Origin of the sequence: Bradyrhizobium sp. BWC-3-1 (assembly GCF_032917965.1) — a bacterium.
Classification (GTDB): Bacteria; Pseudomonadota; Alphaproteobacteria; order Rhizobiales; family Xanthobacteraceae; genus Bradyrhizobium; species Bradyrhizobium canariense_D.
Genome location: NZ_CP136625.1, coordinates 1,992,963 through 2,012,271 on the forward strand (window position 1 = coordinate 1,992,963; position 19,309 = coordinate 2,012,271).

The window sequence follows — 19,309 nt, forward strand, 5'->3', positions numbered from 1 at the left end:
GGGATTGCTGTCCGCTCATAGTTCAACAATGTGGTGATCAAAAATGGACGATTTTGTTCTGATCGAAATGCCAGATGAACCGGACTGCTGCTTTGTCGCATCTTGGCTAATAAAGGCGGCGGCAGCTCAGACCATCTGGTCGGACGAACTTCGCAATCCCGCTTTCGAGAATCGAGTGATGGATCTGTGTGCGTTTTGTGAGCCTAACTTGGAAACTGCCGCGCTCGAGGTCATTGGGGCATTGCTGCACCGGAATCATGTGATGGCGGCTGATCTCAACGACGAAAAGACTATCGTGTTCGGCACTGAGTTTGGCCTGATGGCGCAACTCGGTTTCTTCGCATACAATGGTCGGAGCTATCGGATCACCGTTCCAGAGACTGTTACGCTTGAGGGCGTTCGGCAGGCCGCTTTGAACCTTCTCTCGACGGCGAGCGATGTCGGGGATGGTGTCGAGGTCGTTCAGCCGGAGCGCCTGCTGCATACGCTGCCTAAAACGGATGCTGAAGCATGGCGGACGAGGTTGATCGAAATGCGCCGTTTCAATGCCGACCCTCCTCGCGGCCAAACAGTACAGTGACAATCTGAGCTTCGTCTGGGTCCCTCTTGGAGGGGGACACATGCGGGGTTGCGTTAGCCGCCCTATTTATGTAATGATCACTACAAAATTAGGGTTGGAAGGAATGGCAACAATAGCTCAAGCGGCAGCTCACATTTGCTGCTCGCGCTCTCAGTTTGATCAATATTTGGCGGAAGGCATAGTCACGCGTCAGTCGTCCGGCGAGTACGATTTCGACGAGGTGCGGCGCGAAGTTCTAGCCCACCTGCGCTCGGTTGCTGCCGGCCGCGGAGGTTCAGCTGGCAGCAGACTCACCGAGGAGCGCACGCGCCTTGTCGCCGCGAAACGTCGCCGCGAGGAGCACCAGGACGCCATTGAGGCAGGCGAGGTTGTGCAGCTTGACTTGATTTGCCGCTGCCTCGAGCAAACTCTCTTGGGCATGCGCAATCGTCTGCTCAACCTGCCAGGCGAGACTGCCTATTTGCTGGCATTGCGTCCGCAGGCCGAATGCTACGAACTTATGAACGACGCCGTGCGCGTCGCACTCGAAGAGATTGCCGATCCGGCTTGGACTGCGGCTCAGATCGCCTCTGCAGGCCTCGTGAGCAAGGGAGTGAAGATCGATGGCAAAGAAGAAGATGACGTTGCCGATGTTGCTTGAGAGTGAACCGCGCGCCGGCTTTCGGATTCTCGCCGATGGCGAGGTGGAGATAATGAGCGAGACTGAAACGTATGCGCTGGTGATGCGCGCTATCCGCGACGGTATGCGGCGTACTGGCTGGTCGGCGTTGAAGCGGGCACTGCACTGATACGCCTGAGCGGTTCTATTGGTCACAGCCATGCGGTGGAAGGAGTGATGTTGACCAATGGTCAGCTCGCATAAGCCCGCGCGCGCAGGCTTTGCCAGGTGGTGAGCGGAGCCAGCTACGTCGGGCGGGCGATCTCGGTTGGTCCGCATGATGGAAGGAATTCTCTACGAGAGTGCCGAGGGCGACTTCTGGCGGCTGGTGCGTGGTCAGCGGTCCGGAGCCGCATTGGTGGAGCTTCAACCGAACGTCGGTTCCGGCGGGCGGATGTCCTGATCGAAATCGGAATGACGATTCCGAGCTCATCGCTGCGACGATCTGGAAATCGGCATCGCGAAGGCTGGGCTACTACAGAAGGGGAGGCGGCAGCAGCCAGAATGACGGGATTGGCCTCAGGCTTCGCCTGGTCCGGAGAAGATCGACGCCGGGAGCGTCGTGCGCGGCCCCGGGAGCGGCCGTTCGGGTGCTCCCGATCGCGAAGCCGGGCTGCCTTCGCATCGTACCGCTTGGCAAGATCCAGCAGACGACGGCGAGTGAAAGGGTCGGCCCTATCGGCCATGGCCCGGACCCCGCTGCGCGAGACCTTGCTAGAACTTCTGCTCCGTGACGCACCCCACAACATCACTGCCGTGAGTTGAGTAGCCCGCGATCGTTGAGTCAAGAAGCGTCGACGAGCGCTCGCAACTTTCCGCGACCGTCTTGAGATCGGTACGGCGGCGGACGTAGACTGGCCGTCGCAGGGGAAAATCAGATGCCAGTGTCCTATCCGGTTCGGAAGTCGTGCCCGGCGTGCAGCAGCCAATCAAAGCTGTGCCCGACGAAAGCGCCGATGGGAAGCTGAGGTATTTCTGCATGAATTGCGGCGACGACCCGCTGCAAGACCCCACGGCCCGCAGATGGGCGGACAGCCCGCTGCGCCCGCCGTGGAAATAGAGATTTCCGCGCGACCTCGGCGTTCTGGTTATGATGCGTTGACGCACCACAGCCGGGATTTGCTCGGATGCGAATACTGACAGCTGCTGTTTTCGTCACCAGCCTCTTCACCTTGCCGGCGTCCGCGGCGACGTGCTCAACGCAGGCCTCAGGGAGAGGGGGCACGCTCGATCTACGAGGGCGCTCGCGACATGGCGCGCCAGATCGCAAAACGCGCGCGACGAGTTCACCCTCGCAGCCACCGCCCAGAACCTCCGCCAAAATGGCCAAGCTGATCCCAATGCCAACCCCAAGGCTCGCATAAGAACTGGTGAGCCCTTCGTCGGCATCGCAACTCGTACCATTACAGCGAACTACTTCGGGCCTTTTTCAACGGAATCGGTCGGAAACTGACGGCAAGCTTCATTCGGATATGAGACATTATGGAAAAGCTCGGCCGCTGGGCTAAGCCATAGGCCGCCAACCCGCGCTGCTTCTTCTTGTAAGCCGCTCTAACCCCGATCTAGGGATGATGGGCTTCGACGGACGCCTTCGCCATTGCGGGCCTCGCTGCGAGTCTTGCGGTGAAAATCGGCGATCGGGAATTAGACGAACCAATCCAACGAGCTTGCGGGTTGGGATCTAAATCGGTCTAGACTGATGCCGATTTGTCAGCTCGATTCGATGGGAGTGGCGAAGCGGTTGGCTGCCTCTGCATCTGGCGCTGCGCGTCTTCTGACGACGTTGCTGTATGCTCCGAGGCTTTCCTCATCGAAGATGTCGGTGGTTGCTGCTTTCGGTTGCAGTGGAGCCAGTGGTTTGTCCGGTATGGCCCGGGACATTCCCTGATCCTGCATCGCGGCTCGCCGTGTGGGGGGACCGGCCACAGAGCTGTTACTGAAGGCGAGCACGGCACTCAAGATCATAAGTCTGTAAGTAATCATGCCTTTCTCAATTGTTGGGGGGCGCACCGTCCGGCGGACAAGTGGCTATTTTTGACGGTTTTGCTAAAATGGCACGCTAACCGGGCACGCTTGGGCGGGGTCGAGATGTCCCAACCAACTTCGATTGCCGAATGGCTGACGACCGTCGGGATGCCCGAATACGCGACGCGGTTCGCCGAAAACGACATCGACGTCTCAGTGCTCGGCCATCTCACCGATCGCGACCTGAAGGAGCTGGGCGTCTCGCTCGGTCATCGGCGCAAGTTGCTGGCGACCATTGCCGAACTTCCGGTGGCGTCGGGCGCCCGTCCGATGGCAACTGCACCGGCGCCACCCGACGACGCCCAGCGCCGTCATCTGTCGATCATGTTCTGCGACCTCGTCGGATCGACCGCGTTGGCGACCAGGCTGGACGTCGAGGACCTGCGCGCCGTCGTCGCCGCCTACCACCAGTGCTGCGCGGAGACTATCGAACGCGAAGGCGGCTTCGTCGCCAAATACATGGGCGACGGCGTACTGGCCTATTTCGGGTATCCGCAGGCGAGCGAGCACGACGCCGAGCGCGCGGTCCGCGCCGGCCTCGCCCTGGTCGAAGCCATACCGGGTCTCGAGACCCCCGCCAACGCGCCGCTCGGGGTCCGGGTCGGGATCGCCACCGGGCTCGTGGTCGTCGGCGACCTGCTCGGCACCGGCGCGGCGCAGGAGCAGGCGGTCGTCGGCGAGACCCCGAACCTCGCCGCCAGACTTCAGGCGCTGGCCGAACCCGGCGCCGTGGTCATCTCGTCCGGCACCCGCGACCTGACCGGCGGGCTATTCGAATACCGCGATCTCGGCACGGTGGCGCTCAAGGGATTCGACCGCGACATGCGGGCCTGGCAGGTGCTGGGCGGCGACGCGGCCGAAAGTCGCTTCGAGGCGCTACGTGCCGCCGGCACCCCGCTCGTCGGCCGGGACGACGAGGCCTCGCGGCTAATGGGCTGCTGGGAGCAGGCGAAAGCGGGAGAGGGCCGCGTCGTGCTGCTGTCGGGAGAGGCCGGCGTCGGCAAGTCGCGCATGACGCAGGTACTGCTTGAATGCTCCGCCCAGGAGCCGCATGCGCGGCTGCGCTACTTCTGCTCCCCGCATCATCAGGACAGCGCGCTCCACCCGCTGATCGCGCAGTTGAACCATGCGGCCGGCATCCGCCGGACCGACACCGATGGCGAACGCCTCGCCAAGCTTGAAGACGTCGTCGCACAGGCGACCGACCGGATCGCCGAGACCGCTCCGCTCTTCGCCGATCTCTTGGGCATCCCCATCGGCGACCGTTATCCGCCGCTCGATCTGACGCCGGCGGCTCGTAAGGCGAAGACTCTCGAAGCGCCGCTGACGCTGGTCGAGGGACTTGCCGCGCGGCTGCCCGTGCTCATGATCTTCGAGGACGCACACTGGAGCGATCCGACTACGCGCGCGCTGCTCGACCTCCTCGTCGACCGGCTCGCGGTTCTTCGGGTCCTCCTCGTCGTCACGTTCCGCCCTGAATTCGATCCGGTATGGCGTGACCGCGCTCACGTGGATCTGCTCGGCCTCGGCAGGCTGGCGCCCGATCAGTGCGTGGCCATCATGTCCCATCTCACGGGCGGTCGGGTGCTGCCGGCAGAGATCGCCGACCAGATCCTAGACCGCACCGACGGCGTTCCGCTGTTCGTCGAGGAACTGACCAAGACCGTTCTCGAGAGCGGCCTGGTCAGGAAGGCCGGCAACGCCTATATCGCGACCGCTCTGATCGGGCGGACGGCAATTCCGGAGACGCTGCTCGCCTCTCTGCTCGCCCGTCTCGACCGGATGCCAGAGACGCGCGATCTTGCTCAACTGGGCGCGGCGCTCGGGCGGCAATTCTCCTACGAGCTGATCGCCGCCATCGCGGAACTGCCGCCGGCGGTGCTGGAGCGCTCGCTGGAGCGGCTCGAAAGCGCCGAACTGATCTCCCGGCGCGGTGCGCCGCCCGACGCCGAATACACCTTCAAGCACGCGCTCGTGCAGGACGCCGCCTACGGCATGATGCTACGCGACAGGCGCCAGCGGTTGCATGGTCGCATCGCGGCGGTGCTCGAGACTGATTTCTCGGAGATCCCGAAGCGCCAGCCGGAGACGCTGGCCCGTCACTGCGCCGAAGCGGGTCAGACCGAGAAGGCCGCGGAGCTGTACATCGCGGCCTCCGGCCGTGCCACCGCGGCCAGTAACAACGTCGAGGCAGCGGCGCACCTCAAACGCGCGCTCGCACTCGTGGCGACGCTTCCGCCGCGCGCCCCGCGAACCGTGGAGCTCAGGAACCGCATCATGGTCGGCGGATGGTGGTGGTCCGCCTGAATCCGAGGAACCAGCTGTAGAAAGCAAGCACAGAGAGGAGAAGGGACATGATCGAAAGCTTCGACGGAAAGACGGCCTTCGTCACCGGCGCCGCCAGTGGCATCGGCCTCGCCTTGGCCCGCGCCCTCGCCTCGAAGGGCGCCAAAGTGATGCTCGCCGACATTGATGAAAACGCGCTCGACGCGGCCCTGCGGGATCTGAGAGATTCCGGAGCGAATGCACGGGCCGTCGCCTGTGACGTGTCCGCCCCGATCTCCGTGATGAGCGCGGCGGACGAGGCCTTCGCCGCTTTCGGCAACGTCCACGTTGTCTGCAACAACGCCGGCGCCGGCATCGGCGGCCCCATCGAGGCAATCGCCGAGACGGACTGGAACTGGCTCACGGCCGTCAACCTCATGGGCTCCGTCCATGGCATTCAGGCATTCCTCCCACACATCAAGGCGCATGGCGAAGGCGGCCACATCGTGAACACCGCGTCCTTGGCTGGCCTGATTGCTCAACCCGGGACGGGCCCGCACAATGCCACCAAAGCCGGCGTGATCTCCGTGACGGAGACCCTCGCAGCCGAGCTCGCCGGCACCAAGATCGGGGTTAGCGTTCTGTGTACGGCGTTCGTGCGAACCCGCATCGCCACCAGCGTCCGCAACCGGCCATTGCGCTTCGGCGGACCGTCCGACGAGCCGGCAAACCCTCAGATGGCTATACTTGTTGCCGCCGGAATCGATCCGGCCTTCGTGGCCGAGCGCGTGCTGGTCGGGATCGCGGACAACGACCTCTACATCCTGACGCATCCGGAACTGCGCGACGTCATTGCCGGCCGCTTCGACCGGATCCTAGCCGCCTTCGATAAGGCGGCGCTCCTCGAAACCGCGCCTCCGGAGGCGATCGCCGCGCGCGCCTAATCACCTGCACTCAACACAGGAGGCGACTATGGGTTTTTCCGAAGCATTTACCGACTTGAACGCCAAGTTTATGGAGACCGTCAACGGCCATGACCCCCGTCGCTGGGCGGCCTTGTTCTCCGAAGATGCCGTTCTTATTCCCGCCGGACAACCGAGCGTGACCGGACGCGCGGGCATCGAGACATGGGCCGAGGGCGCCATGAAGATCTGGAACCACCTCGACATTCACGACGGAGGAAGCTGCTCGACGGAGGGAGAAGTGGTTTGGGAGCAGGGCACCTGGACCGGCAATATCAACGTGCCCGACGCGAAGGAGACGATGGATATCAGCGGCAACTTCCTGCTCGTCGCCGAGAAGGAGGGCGCCGACCTGCGGATCAAGGCCCATACGTGGAGCGTCAACTCGCCCACCTGACTCGGGTGAAAACCAGCAATGGACGCCCAAGAAGCACCAAGCGCAACAAGGCGGCAGCGCGATAAATTGGTCATCATGGGCTGATTGATCGAGGACGGGGGCACTTTGGCCTCGAGCTGACCACGGCTGTCGCGAGCGAGATCCGGTCGAAGGGAACGAGCCCGGAGATCTCTACCCTCATCTCGTCACCGAGCTCGACAAGCTCTAGCTTGGCTTATTTTCACCTGTTGCATACGGGCGACGAGAATCTGCCGCACGATATCGCGCGCGCTTGTCGAGCCCCTACTCTTCTTGCAATCTGGACGCACATCGACACGATGAAAGACGACCTGACGCCGGATCGCGCAGACGTGCTGCCGATCGGTGCCGGACAACCCCGACTTTGTCGAGCGTTATCACAAGCGCGCGCCGCTCAACGACGCCGATCGTGCGACCTTGTACAGCGGCGGCGGCTATCGACTATCCCAACTGGCTCGCGCGAAGACATTACTCTGGGAAATCGCATAGGAAGCTACAGCCCGCTCGGACAGCATCGGTTTGGATTCTGCGCTGATCTTGGACCGATGCAAGTGCTCGCTCGCTTCAAGGGTTTATGTTCACTGCAGATCTGCCAAAGGGACTTTCCTGGAAACCAAACCTCACGGTTATTTCGATGTTGGCTCGGGGTCAGGAGGACTAAACCGCTCGCGCGGTAGGCACGACGGCCGGCAGCGCGGCTGAGAGGATAGCGCAACGAGGCGTCCTGTCTTGAGATGAGGGGTTCGCAACCTTCACCCAAGACAGGAGCATCCCCATGACCGACGAGGCCACGAGCCCGTTGCGGCGGCGCATGATCGAAGACATGACGATCCGCAAGTTCGCGCCGAAGACCCAACATGACTATGTGCAGAGGGTCAAGAACTTCACGGTATTCCTCGGGCGATCGCCGGAAACGGCGAGTTTTGAGGACGTGCGGCGCTACCAGCTGCATCTGGCATCGAGCGGCGTTGGCGTGCCGACTATCAACCAGACCGTCTCGACGCTGCGGTTCTTCTTCAAGGTTACGCTCAAGCGCAACGAGATCGTCGAGCACACCCACGTCATTCACGAGCCGCGCAAGCTGCCGGTGGTGCTGAGCCCGGAAGAAGTGGCGCGCCTGCTCGATGCGGCACCGGGGCTCAAGTACAAGGCGGCGCTCAGCGTAGCCTATGGCGCCGGCCTGCGGGCCAACGAGGTCGTCTCGCTCAAGATCTCCGACATCGACAGCAAGCGGATGATCATCCGGGTCGAACAGGGCAAGGGCGGCAAGGACCGTAACGTCATGCTCTCCCCACACCTGCTCGATCTGCTGCGCGCCTGGTGGAAGACGGCACGGCCACAGGGCTGGCTCTTCCCTGGCCGCGATCCGGCCCAGCCGATGACCACGCGCCAGCTCAACCGCGCCTGCCACGCCGCTGCCCAGATGGCGGAGATCAACAAGCGGATCTCGCTGCACACCTTGCGGCACAGCTTCGCCACTCATCTCTTGGAGCAGAACATCGACGTGCGCGTGATCCAGGTTCTGCTCGGTCACGCCAAGCTCGATACGACCGCGCTCTATACCCGCGTCGCCACCAAGACGATCAGCGAGGTCATGAGCCCGTTGGAGCACATCGCGATCAAGCTGAAGGAGGCCCGGCCGCCCGGCTGACGCGAGGCCGGCGTGTCTCGTCCGGCTCTGGAGGTTGCGGATATCTTCCGCGACCGTGGCCCGGCATGGCGGCAGGCCCATGACGGCCGTGTCAGCCTCGACCAGTTGAAGGTGATGTCGGCGATCGAGAGCTGCCGCACGGCGGTGCTCGGCGGCCATGTCGCGCGCTGCGAGCACTGCGCCTACACGTCCATCGCAACTCCTGCCGCAACCGGCACTGCCCGAAGTGCCAGGGCGCCGCGGCGAAGCAGTGGCTCGCCGATCGCCAAGCCGAGCTGCTGCCGGTGCCATATTATCACGTCGTGTTCACGCTGCCGGCCCGGATCGCCGACATCGCCTACCAGAACAGGGCCATCATCTACGATCTCCTGTTCAAGCTCTCGGCCGAGACGATGCTCACGATCGCCGCAGATCCGAAGCATCTCGGCGCCAGGATCGGTATCACGTCCGTGCTGCACACCTGGGGCTCGGCCATGACCCACCACCCGCATGTGCACATGATCGTGCCGGGCGGCGGCATCTCGCCCGACGGACAGCGCTGGGTGTCCTGCCGGCCGGGGTTCTTCCTGCCGGTGCGCGTGCTCTCACGCCTGTTTCGGCGGCTGTTCCTAGGTCGCCTCGCCGCCCTCCACCAGGCCGGGCGCCTGAGCTTCTTCGGCAACGACGCTCATCTCGCTGCAGCGCAGTCATTCGCCGCATTGCTTGCAGCGTCGCGCAAGACGGAATGGGTCGTCTATGCCAAGCGTCCGTTCGGCGGACCACAAGCCGTGCTGGCCTATCTGTCGCGCTATACTCACCGCGTCGCCATCGCAACAGCCGCCTGATCGCCCTCGACCAGCACGATGTCACCTTCAGATGGAAGGATTATCGGGTCGAAGGCCGCGACCGGCAAAAGCGGATGACGCTCGCCACAGACGAGTTCATCCGCCGCTTCCTCATCCACGTGCTGCCAAAAGGCCTTCACCGCATCCGCCATTAGGGCCTGCTCGCACGGGGCGTCTGCGCCGACAATGTCGCACGCGCGCGCGAACTGCTCGCCGTCAGCGATCGTGAGGATGAACCGACCGAGACCATCGTCGACAGCGGCAAGCCACCGTGTCCATGCTGCGGCGGCCGCATGATCATCATCGAGGTTTTTGAGCGAGGTGCAATGCCGCACCGCCAATCGACCGCGCCAATCAGCGCCATCAGGATCGACACCTCATGACCGCGCATCGGCCATTCCGCAAAGCTGTTCGTCATGCCCGCCGCTCATCGACCGGCCACGGCGCAGCGCACCCGAACGCTCATCGGTCGTCGCCCATCCGTCGATCATTGATCGCGTTCGACAACGTCCACCGCCCATTCGATGATAGCGACAGCGTCGTGCCGGGCGCTGCACCGGTTCGAACTCCATCACCAAGCTCGCCTGCAGCGCTCAAATCCCCATAGAGCCTGCCGCATCAGTCCTGCCCACCATGCGCGGTTTCCTCCCTTGGAGGCTTTCAGACGCCGGCCGCCCGAATGTGCCGCGCCGTCAATCATGCGGCCGGCATCCGAAACCCTTCACAGAAGCCGTCCACGACCCACACCGCTGAAGACGTCAGCTCGGAAGCCAAGAGCGGGCGCTGCCGGAACCATCATCTCGATCATCCGGCAGGCCCCGCTCGCCGAGTCGCCCAACGCGCGTGAATAGTATGATGTATGCAAGATCCTGCTTGCGCGGCGAGACGCCGGCACCGTCTCCGCAAATGTCCGTCCTTGATCTCGATCAATGGCTCTGTTTGGATAGTTGCGTTTCGCGCAACTCGTATTCGGATAATCAAAGTGAATGAAAGAGATGGATACCGGCGTTCAATGGATGCTTTTTCACAAGAGAAAGCATCGTGACCCTCTACCGTACCGGCATCGGGAATCGGCTATTGGCGGCGCTGCCGCCGGCGGATCTCGGCTTGCTCACGCCTCACTTCCAGAAGATCTCCTTTGAGCCAGATGCCGTTCTGGTGCGCTCGGGCGATGAGATGGACCCGGTCTATTTTCCCGATAGCGGCGCAATCGCCTTCATGCTCGATATGCCGGACGGGCAAACGGTCGCAACCACCTTGATGGGACGGGAAGGCGCTTTGGCCTCTTTCTCCGTACTCGGCCCATCGCTTTCATCCGTGACCGCGATTGCACGCATGGCTGGCACAGCATCATTGATTTCCGCCGCCAAATTTCGAGATGCCTATGCGCAAAGCGCGGCCATCAGGAATGTCGTTCAGCTCCACGCCCGCGCGGTGTTATTGCAACTCCAGCACGTAGCCGCTTGCAACGCGCTGCACCGGGTGGATGGCCGCCTGGCGCGGTGGCTTCTGCAGCTTCACGACCGGGTTCCCGATGACCTCCTCCCGGTGACGCAGGAGGCGCTTGCGCAATTGCTTGGGGTGCGGCGGACGACAGTGACTCTGACGATGAGCAAGCTACGCGAGGCCGGAGCCGTCCCCTCCGACCGGCGCGGATTTGTTGAGATCGATCGGGCGCGGCTCGAGAGGGTCGCATGCGACTGCTATGCGCTTATGCAGCGCAAGATCGATCGGATGTATTGCCAGGAATTGTCGGCGCCCCAGCCTACCCGTGCGCCGATCCGGGAAAGCGCCATCGTCTCGTCCGGCGGAGCAAGGAGTGAATCCAGAGCCGTTTCGGGGGCGGAGAAGTAGAGACCATGCGATGACCACCTTCGGTCAGAAGCCGCCATTAGGTAGCAGGCTGGCGACATTTATCTCGCGCTGCGCGTCATGCGATCTGAGCCCGTCTCGCGCGCCGTTGCCCTTCTATGCCTCAGCGGTTGTGTGAAACCTCCGCGCGTTCATAAATCGTGAGTTGTGTTTGCCGTTGATCAGATCATGCTCTTCCAGTCGACTAGGTAAACGTGTGCCCGAATCCGACATCTAGTGCGCTGCCAGGCTCGCCGCTCGGCACGCAGTGACACGCAAGGCTCGAGCCGAGCTGACGCGGCTTTAAACGGTATCAGTCAGCCCCACCTTGACATCTTTTCGCGACAGGTCAGTGCCGCTGCTTGAACCCGCTGCCGCTGCTGCACTCCCCGCTGTGCCACTGCTCATCGTAAGGTAGGGCTCAGTTCCTGGGCGGTTGCAGCGATCAGCGCCGTTCACGACGTACCATATTTCGTTAGGTTTCTCGGGCCTCGCGACGCCGCAATGGCCGCAATGTCTCGATCTCTGGGAGGGAGAGACATGATGAAGCGATCGCCTATTCTCTCTCTGGTGGCTGTCGCGAGCTTCACCGTCCTATGGTTTGTTCTGGATGCCGATCTGCATTTTAGAAGGGCGGCTGCCACTACAACAACAGCCATGCCACCCGAGGTCGTAGCTGCCGAGCCTTTCAGAACGGCCCACGCCGCTAACAAAAGGTCGATGAGGATACTTGCACTGGATCAGGCTAAGCATCTCGCTTTCTGGACGTCGGTTTTGAAGAATAGAAAGCAGGCCTGTGGAGCTGTTGTTCGGACCATGTATCAAGGCGGCACCGAATCTGGGGTCGATGCTTGGCGCATTGGCTGCCGGGACGGCAGCGAATATTCGATAACAATTAATCCGGACGCGCATGGCTCTGAGGCGGAGTTTCCGGTTTCGGTTTGCAGTGGAATCGCTTTCGCCCGAGGTGCTGAATAGCCCCGTCATTGAGCGTTCAGCACCTGCGAGATCGCCTCTTTATGCCAGCTGTTATCCGCTGTCCCGGCGCGTCCTCGCCAACATGCGAGGATGATCATGACGATTACCCGATCACGACGTGAAACGGTGGAGTTCGAGCACCCATTTCGGATCACAAGCTTCGAGCGGATACTACCGGCTGGCTCCTATGAAGTGATTACCGACGAAGAATTAATGGAAGGAATGGAAGGATTATCATTTCCGTCCTTTCGGTCCGTCGCCACCATGATGATGGTGCCTGCGCCGCCGCCGCGCAGCTCTTTCGTCGAGATGGTGGCGATCAGTTCGATCGATCTGTCCGATGCCCGGGAGCCGATGCGATCGTATCCCGTTAGTGACGCGCCGGCCCACCTCGACAAGCATCGGACTGCGCTGAACATTGACAGTCGCCGGATGCTGGCGGAGATCGAGCGAAACGCGTTGCGCGGACTGCATCCGCAGCCCGAACCCGAGTTGCTCGCGGCGCCTGCGATGCCATTGGCGGGCCCGCGGCCGGAGCCGAAAGGGCTAGGCCGCGACCTACGCATCGATGCTTGCCGCGGCCTCGCGCTCTGGTGCATCTTTTTGAATCATTTCCCCAACAAGATCGGAAGCTGGCTGACGCTGCGGAACTACGGCTTCAGTGATAGCGCGGAAGTATTCATGTTCGTCTCGGGTGTGACCTGCGCACTGGCTTACGGCAGCGCACATTCGCGCGATGGCTGGCCGGGCGTCATCACCCGTACGCTGTGGCGGAGCTGGGACATTTATGCTGCATTTCTATTGCTCACTATAGCTTGCGCCATCATGGTCTACCTAACCGGCGGTGGCCGGATCGCCGACGAGAGCAACACGCGCCTTTTGCTGGAACATCCGGGTGCGGCGCTCGCGCATGCGGCGATCCTGCATACCGTCCGGTCAATACCGACGTCTTGCCGATTTTCGTGGTTTATCATCTTTTGTTTGCACCACTATTGTGGTTGCTGTTGCGAGTGCCGAACGTGACACTCGGCGCGTCGCTCTTGCTTTATGCGCTGGTACACGTCTTCGGCTGGACCGTCCCGGCCTGGCCCGACAACATGTGGTTCTTCAACCCGCTGGCTTGGCAGCTGCTGGTTGTGCTCGGCGCCTGGTGTGTCATTGCGGGCAAGGGAGTCTGGCCCTGGATGACCTGTCGCATCGCGCTTGTACTTGCAGTTCTCTATCTGACTTTTTAGCCTGATCGTCGCATTGAGTTGGTGGCTCACGACCCTGGAAGATCTGGTCCCACAAGCGCTCGCCAGTGTGGTTTACCAAGTCGACAAATCGGATCTCGCTCCCTTGCGGTTGCTGCATTTTTTAGCGCTTGCATTTTGGCGGTATGGCTCGTACCCCGCGATTGGCAAGGACTGCCGATGCCGCTGATGCGCGCAGCGATCCGCTGTGGGGAGAATTCGCTGGCAATCTATTGTCTCGGTGTTCTGCTGGCGCTCGCCAGCCAAATAGCGCTGGCCGACATCTCGAATGGTCTTGCGATGCAGATCGCGCTCAGCCTCGCCGGCATCCTGCTGATGATCGCCGCCGCGACGCTGCTGAACTCAATCAGGATCAAACCCAGGCAGCCACGATTGATTTGAAGACTTGAGGAAACTTGTTGGCTAGAGAGGCGAGCAGGCAAAATTCGGGAGAAGGCTGCCAACGGCCAGCCTCCACGTCTTCTCTTCCGGGAGGCGATCAAGCTGCGAACTTCACGCGATGACACGATTTGCAGCGTGTTGCTAACGTTGAGATGCCTCATCCCAAAATCGCAACATGACCGCTTCGGGTCATGAATGTCGATTTGAACCAGCGCCGTTAACTTCCGGATTGCCCCCGAGAGCCGACGTCGAGCCAAGCGTCTAGCGCGGACGAAAAGGGCCGATTCCGTTGAAAAAGGCCCGAAGTAGTTCGCTGTAATGGTACGAGTTGCGATGCGGACGAAGGGCTCACCAGTTCTTATGCGAGCCTTGGGGTTGGCATTGGGATCAGCTTGGCCATTTTGCGGAGGTTCTGGGCTGTGGCTGCGAGGGTGAACTCGTCGCGCGCGCCGTTCGGACCCCTTAGTCGCAGGCGATCGAGCTTGAGAATGCGCTTGAGGTGCGCGAACAGCATCTCGATCTTCTTGCGGAGCCGACGAGAAGTGCGACCCTCCCATGATCTTGCGATCTGGCGCGCCATGTCGCGAGCGCCCTCGTAGATCGAGCGTGGCACCCTCCGTGAGGCCTGCGTGGGGCAGCACCGGAGCTTCAATGCGCAGCGATCACAATCGCGCTTACTGGCCAGGTAAAGCATGGTGGCACCATCATTCACCAGCGTTCCGGTCGTGGTAAGAACTTTGCCATCGGGGCAACGATAGACGTCTCCGGTATGGTCATAGGTGAAGTCGTCGCGCGAGAAGATCCCGTCTGTGCGGGCCGACTTGTCGAACACTGTAACGTGGGGCTCGATGCCGTGCTCATAGAGCAGCCAGGCGAGCATCTCGGCCGAGCCATAACCGCTGTCGCCGAGGAGCCGGCTTGGATAGAGATCGAACCGTTCGAGCGAGCGCTCAATCATGCGCTTGGCAGCCAGCACCTCCGCCTGCCGAATCGCCGTAGTCGCCTCAACATCGACGATGATCGCGTTCTCGACGTCGATCAGGTAGTTCGTGGAGTAGGCGAAGAAGGCTTGGCCACCGTGAGCCCCCGTCCAGCGCGCCGCCGGGTCGGAGGGCGACACGAACTTGGGGGTGACTTCGGTCGCTGCCCCGAAGGCTGCATCGTCGAGGACAGCTAGATACTCATCGATGGCTCGTCCGGCCGCCGCTGGCGGAAGTCCCTTGTCGCCTTCGATGCCCTTCTGCCGATTGGCATCGGCCTTGATCAAGCTCGCATCGACTGCAAACCCTTCACCGCCGACCAGCCGCTCCTCGATGCAGCGGCGCAACACGCACTCGAACACGCGTCGGAAGAGATCGCTTTGCCGGAAGCGGCCGTGCCTGTTCTTGGAGAACGTCGAGTGATCCGGCACCGCCCCCTCGAGACCGAGCCGGCAGAACCACCGGTAGGCCAAATTAAGGTGAACCTCATCGCACAGGCGCCGCTCTGACCGGATACCGAAGCAGTAACCGATCAGCAGCATCCGGATCATGAGCTCCGGATCGATCGAAGGCCGACCGATGTTGCTGTAGAAAGGTGCCAGGTCCCGCTTGATCTCTCCGAGGTCAACAAACCTGTCGATCGACCTGAGCAGGTGATCGGCGGGAATATGCTTCTCAAGTGAGAACTCATAGAACAAAGCGGCTTGCTCGACTTGCCGATGCCCCATCATGATCTTCAGTCCTGCCAACTAGACAGACTGAATCACTGATCTATCTGCGCCGCAACAGCCGACTTTTTCAACAGAATCGGCCAATACCAGAAATCATTCCGAACGGTGTTTGCTGATCCAATCCGGGTTACCGCGCGGGCGCGTTTGGGCGCTTCGTCTGAAAGCCGACGCTGGTTCGGAAGATTATCGGCTTGAGAATGGCCAACCTCATTAACGAGGAAGTTATCATGATCGATGTCCAAGATTCAATGAGAACGTCTCGAAGCACCTCCGTGGAACAAGGGAAAGATCGGCGGCGTAAATCCCCCGCTTCGCCCAAAGTTGCGTGTCCTCTCCTTTCGGTCAAGCCGAGATGGGGCTGACTTCGTGATCAATCCGGAAGCCATCGCATTGCAACGTTAACGCCGCGCGAGCGGTAGGTTCTTTGACCTTGTCATTTGCGATAAAAATCGACAAGGAGATCGCCGGCTTTAGGCGCAACAGAGCGCACGATGACGTGCACACCGCCACTACCACAGCACTCTTCGCGAAACACCTTGCGGCGCGCCTACGGAACAGCATTACATCGGAGAAATTCGCGGGACGAAACGGCTCATCAGTCTTTCTCGACCTTCGGGAGGTGTCCATGACTTCTCAAGCCATAGAAGGCGCATGTGCGTTGGCCTGGCGGAACTACCTGCTGCGCCATAGTGGTATTAGTGAGAACGATAACAGGCGTTCCGCCCTCTTTCGCGACGTCACCAATCTTCGCGATGCTGGCGAATATGATTTCGATCTCTTGCAGATAGCAGCGGTCGCTTACCTGAAAAAGCTGGACGAACTGCATGACGACCGACATGCGAGACTCGCCGCAGATCAGGCTTTAGCCGAGGGGTTAGCATCACGGTAGTGCACAACCTGGCAGGTCGCTTTGGGCTTAATCACCCGAGCAGAAGGAGCAAGCAGCCATGGCAGACAACATCTCTAACTCAGGCCGTTTCGCGCGCGACGCCCAAAAGCGCACAACCGCAGCGACAGAAATCGGTATGATTGCCTTGAAGCCAATTATGCATTTTCAGGTCTCAATTCTGAGGATGTGGGCCGACAGCATCGAAAGGTTTGCGGGCAATTACGAAAAGGGATTCGAAGAAACCGTGACGGCAGTCGAGGAACAGTCCGACAAGGATCGCGTCGCGTAAATCAACGCAATCGTTCGGCGGAGTCAGAGTTGGGCCATTCGCGTCGATTTTGCCCGCGTCTTCTCGATGTCCGCTCTGGCCTCGACTGCCGACTTGCCGGACACGATGGCGATCTTTGCCGTCGGGCCATGTTAGGTCGCGCTGCGGGGCGAAAGGACGACAGGCTGGCTCACCGTCCAGCAAGCAGCCAAAAAATGTTACGGCATGAGAGAGGCCGTATAGGCGACCAGCGCGACCATGTCCTCAATGCTGAGATTTTCAACAACAGGTTTCATGAGTTCGCTATTGGCGCCCTTCCGTGCGCCCGACCTGAAGTCGTAAAGCTGCCGGAACATGTAGGTGGGCGAACGAGCCGCAATCCTCGGCGCTGCGGCGGTCCCTTTGAGGTCGGCACCGTGACAAGCGGCGCACTGAACGCGAAGATCGCTGCTCGCGGCCAACCCCCGCCCTCTCTGAATACTGCCGACAGGGACATAGGCAACGAAACGAGCGTGCGAGTCTCGGCTGACAAAGTGTTCGACGTTTTCCGGAATCTCGATGATGCGCTGGCCGATGGGCTCCCTCTCGCTGCCGTCAATCGGGGCCAAGAACAGGTCCCTGACATGTGTCTTCGGGACAGTGTCGGTTTCCACGACCTCAACGTTCGACCTCGGCTTGATTGACGCAAAATAGTCCGCAGCCGCCTTGAGTTCTTGATCGGTAACTGCTTTGGAAGCTTTGATCATCAGGTCGGTGGCAACACGAGGCGCCGAATTCGTACGCCGGCCGGTCTTGAACTCCAGCGTTTGCTGGATGATGTATTCCGCAGAGAGGCCAAACAGGCTGGCATTCTCAGGGCCGCCCGGTCCGTCTGCCCGGTGACAGACGCCGCACGCGAATACGTCCGGCTTTCTCCCCGTTGCCACGACTTCTGGCATTGGCGGATGCTCTTCGGGATGCCAATCGGGCGCGGCAAACAGATCGCGCACTTGAGTGAGCGTAAAACCGGCAACGCTGTCCGGGACGCGCCTGATGCTGCCATCGTCGGGGGCACGTTGAAAGTTTGGCGGGTTTACCGGATAGGCCCATACCGGTGGGCCGTCTTGGCTTTGTGCAGGCGTCCCCGCTGCAGCCAGCGATGCCAGCGAAAGCGCCGAAAGCGCAGTGGAAATTCTCATCGCTTACCTCCCTAGGCCTAGGCGAAACCAGACTGTTCTTTCCGAAGGCAAAGGTCAGGGGTGATCACTGAGCGTTCGCGAGGCGATGGCCCCCGGGAAATCTGCAGGCACCGCAATTCCTCGGCCCGCACTCCAAGAAGCATTCAAGGCCCGGGGCTCTCTGGCGTCAATAGGTGCGCTTGGGTCACAAGCGGTCCTCGACCGCCTGCGCGCCCCAGGTCAGCAATGGGCCACAACCGGGCCTCAATCTATCACCTTATCGGCTCGGCTGAGCAGCGTTGGCGGGATGGACACACCAAGAGTTTGGGCCGCTTTGAGGTTGATGACGAGAACGAATTCAGTCGGCTGTTCCTGGAGAAGCTGATCGCGACCCATCAGGCAGGCTGCCTGAAGTTCTTCGGCGATCATGCCGCTCTCGCCGATGCGCAGGCATTTGCCGCCTATCTGGCACCGCTACGCCGAGCCGAATGGGTCGTCTATGCCAAGCGCCCGTTCGGCGGACCACACGCCGTGCTGGCCTATCTGTCGCGCTATACCCACCGCGTTGCCATCGCCAACAGCCGGCTGATCGCGGCCGACCAGCACAACGTCACCTTTCGATGGAAGGACTATCGCGCCGAGGGTCGCGACCGCCAGAAGCTGATGAAACTCTCAACCGGCGAGTTCATCCGCCGATTCCTCATCCACGTCCTGCCGCACGGCTTCCACCGCATCCGCCACTACGGCCTGTTGGCCAGCGGCACGCGCGCCGACAACATCGCCCGAGCGCGTCTGTTGCTCGCCGTTGCAAACTCCCAGGCCGAGCCTGCCACTGTCGCCGACGATCAAACCAAGCCGACTTGTCCATGCTGCGGCGGTCGCATGATCGTCATCGAAGTCTTTGAGCGCGGTGCCACGCCACGGCGTCGCCCAACAACTCCACCGATCGTCATCAAGATCGACACCTCATGACCGCGTCACAATCCTGCAAAATCGCTCATCGCGCTCGCTGCCTCTCGACAGGCCACGGCAGAGCGCGCTCGGACATCCGGCTGTCGTCTCAAATCGTCCGGGAATTCTTCGCGTTCGACGCGATCCACCGCTCATGCATGAGCCGCTTCACCGCCGGCCAGATTGCTGGATCGCCTCAACTCCAATCATACACCTCATCCGCGGCGCCCAAATCCCCATAGCCCTCGCCGCGCCACCTACCTGCCCACTCCCGCGGTTTCCTCCCTTGGAGGTTTGCGTACGCCGGCCCCCGGTCCGTGCGCCGCGCCACCTTCATGGGGCCGACATCCGCAAACCTTCACAAAAGCGGCCGGCGAGGCAAGCGCAGCTCGGCGTCCGGTTTACCAGCGACAGCCGACATCACGGCGGCTGAACCGCTCTTCGGCTTAGGCCACGAACAGATTCCTTTGCTCTTGCCGTGTCCAAGAAA

General features: G+C 61.4%; 15 protein-coding genes and 4 pseudogenes. 15 read left to right on the plus strand and 4 right to left on the minus strand.

Going from position 1 to position 19,309, the window contains the following annotated elements:
* Positions 1-43 precede the first annotated feature (43 nt).
* From RX329_RS09705 to RX329_RS09745, 8 genes and pseudogenes are all read left to right on the plus strand, one after another.
* Entirely contained in the window at positions 44-580 is a 537-nt protein-coding gene (locus tag RX329_RS09705; RefSeq protein WP_085393992.1) for a hypothetical protein, read from the plus strand.
* 73 nt (positions 581-653) lie between these two features.
* The gene (locus RX329_RS09710; RefSeq protein ID WP_317245782.1) at positions 654-1,220 is read left to right on the plus strand and encodes a hypothetical protein; all 567 of its coding nucleotides are present in this window, start codon (positions 654-656) and stop codon (positions 1,218-1,220) included.
* Positions 1,183-1,368 (plus strand): hypothetical protein, encoded by a 186-nt coding sequence (locus tag RX329_RS09715; protein WP_143275309.1) that lies wholly within the window; start codon positions 1,183-1,185, stop codon positions 1,366-1,368. Before RX329_RS09710 ends, RX329_RS09715 begins: the two co-directional genes overlap by 38 nt.
* 1,958 nt (positions 1,369-3,326) lie before the next feature.
* Complete coding sequence (locus tag RX329_RS09725) at positions 3,327-5,570, plus strand: adenylate/guanylate cyclase domain-containing protein (RefSeq protein ID WP_317245783.1); 2,244 nt, start codon at positions 3,327-3,329, stop codon at positions 5,568-5,570.
* Positions 5,571-5,617: 47 nt separating this feature from the next.
* Positions 5,618-6,472 carry an SDR family NAD(P)-dependent oxidoreductase gene (locus RX329_RS09730; protein WP_009859318.1) on the plus strand — a complete coding sequence of 285 codons (855 nt, stop codon included), beginning with the start codon at positions 5,618-5,620 and terminating at the stop codon, positions 6,470-6,472.
* Positions 6,473-6,500: 28 nt separating this feature from the next.
* Entirely contained in the window at positions 6,501-6,887 is a 387-nt protein-coding gene (locus RX329_RS09735; protein WP_085393990.1) for a YybH family protein, read from the plus strand.
* A gap of 793 nt (positions 6,888-7,680) precedes the next feature.
* Positions 7,681-8,556 carry a tyrosine-type recombinase/integrase gene (locus RX329_RS09740; protein WP_317245784.1) on the plus strand — a complete coding sequence of 292 codons (876 nt, stop codon included), beginning with the start codon at positions 7,681-7,683 and terminating at the stop codon, positions 8,554-8,556.
* A gap of 12 nt (positions 8,557-8,568) precedes the next feature.
* Positions 8,569-9,535, plus strand: a pseudogene (locus RX329_RS09745) (IS91 family transposase).
* On the opposite strand, the gene RX329_RS41895 reads toward RX329_RS09745, so the two are convergent.
* Positions 9,532-9,798, minus strand: a complete 267-nt coding sequence (locus tag RX329_RS41895) for a hypothetical protein (RefSeq protein ID WP_410706283.1) — start codon at positions 9,796-9,798, stop codon at positions 9,532-9,534. The pseudogene RX329_RS09745 and the gene RX329_RS41895 overlap by 4 nt on opposite strands.
* 623 nt (positions 9,799-10,421) lie before the next feature.
* On the opposite strand from RX329_RS41895, the gene RX329_RS09750 reads away from it, so the two are divergent.
* The 4 genes and pseudogenes from RX329_RS09750 (at position 10,422) to opgC (RX329_RS09770) (ending at position 13,843) form a co-directional block, all read left to right on the plus strand.
* Entirely contained in the window at positions 10,422-11,234 is an 813-nt protein-coding gene (locus tag RX329_RS09750; RefSeq protein ID WP_317245785.1) for a Crp/Fnr family transcriptional regulator, read from the plus strand.
* Positions 11,235-11,771: 537 nt separating this feature from the next.
* A complete protein-coding gene (locus RX329_RS09755; protein ID WP_317245786.1) occupies positions 11,772-12,209 on the plus strand; it encodes a hypothetical protein in 438 nt (145 codons plus the stop codon).
* Between the two features lie 510 nt (positions 12,210-12,719).
* Positions 12,720-13,444: pseudogene (opgC, locus tag RX329_RS09765) on the plus strand (OpgC domain-containing protein).
* 13 nt (positions 13,445-13,457) lie between these two features.
* Positions 13,458-13,843, plus strand: a pseudogene (gene opgC / locus RX329_RS09770) (OpgC domain-containing protein).
* Positions 13,844-14,201: 358 nt separating this feature from the next.
* Here opgC (RX329_RS09770) and RX329_RS09775 read toward each other — a convergent pair.
* Positions 14,202-15,554 carry a transposase gene (locus RX329_RS09775; RefSeq protein ID WP_085384478.1) on the minus strand — a complete coding sequence of 451 codons (1,353 nt, stop codon included), beginning with the start codon at positions 15,552-15,554 and terminating at the stop codon, positions 14,202-14,204.
* A 32-nt stretch (positions 15,555-15,586) separates the two neighbouring features.
* Positions 15,587-15,796 (minus strand): hypothetical protein, encoded by a 210-nt coding sequence (locus tag RX329_RS09780; protein WP_317245787.1) that lies wholly within the window; start codon positions 15,794-15,796, stop codon positions 15,587-15,589.
* 383 nt (positions 15,797-16,179) lie between these two features.
* Here RX329_RS09780 and RX329_RS09785 point away from each other — a divergent pair, with 383 nt between their 5' ends.
* Positions 16,180-16,443 (plus strand): hypothetical protein, encoded by a 264-nt coding sequence (locus RX329_RS09785; RefSeq protein ID WP_317245788.1) that lies wholly within the window; start codon positions 16,180-16,182, stop codon positions 16,441-16,443.
* Positions 16,444-16,501: 58 nt separating this feature from the next.
* A complete protein-coding gene (locus RX329_RS09790) occupies positions 16,502-16,732 on the plus strand; it encodes a hypothetical protein (protein WP_007595383.1) in 231 nt (76 codons plus the stop codon).
* A gap of 197 nt (positions 16,733-16,929) precedes the next feature.
* Here the strand turns inward: RX329_RS09790 and RX329_RS09795 are convergent, their stop codons facing one another.
* Positions 16,930-17,889 carry a c-type cytochrome gene (locus RX329_RS09795; RefSeq protein ID WP_085394024.1) on the minus strand — a complete coding sequence of 320 codons (960 nt, stop codon included), beginning with the start codon at positions 17,887-17,889 and terminating at the stop codon, positions 16,930-16,932.
* A gap of 336 nt (positions 17,890-18,225) precedes the next feature.
* Here RX329_RS09795 and RX329_RS09800 point away from each other — a divergent pair.
* Positions 18,226-18,840: pseudogene (locus tag RX329_RS09800) on the plus strand (transposase); the annotation flags it as partial.
* Between the last annotated feature and the right edge of the window lie 469 nt (positions 18,841-19,309).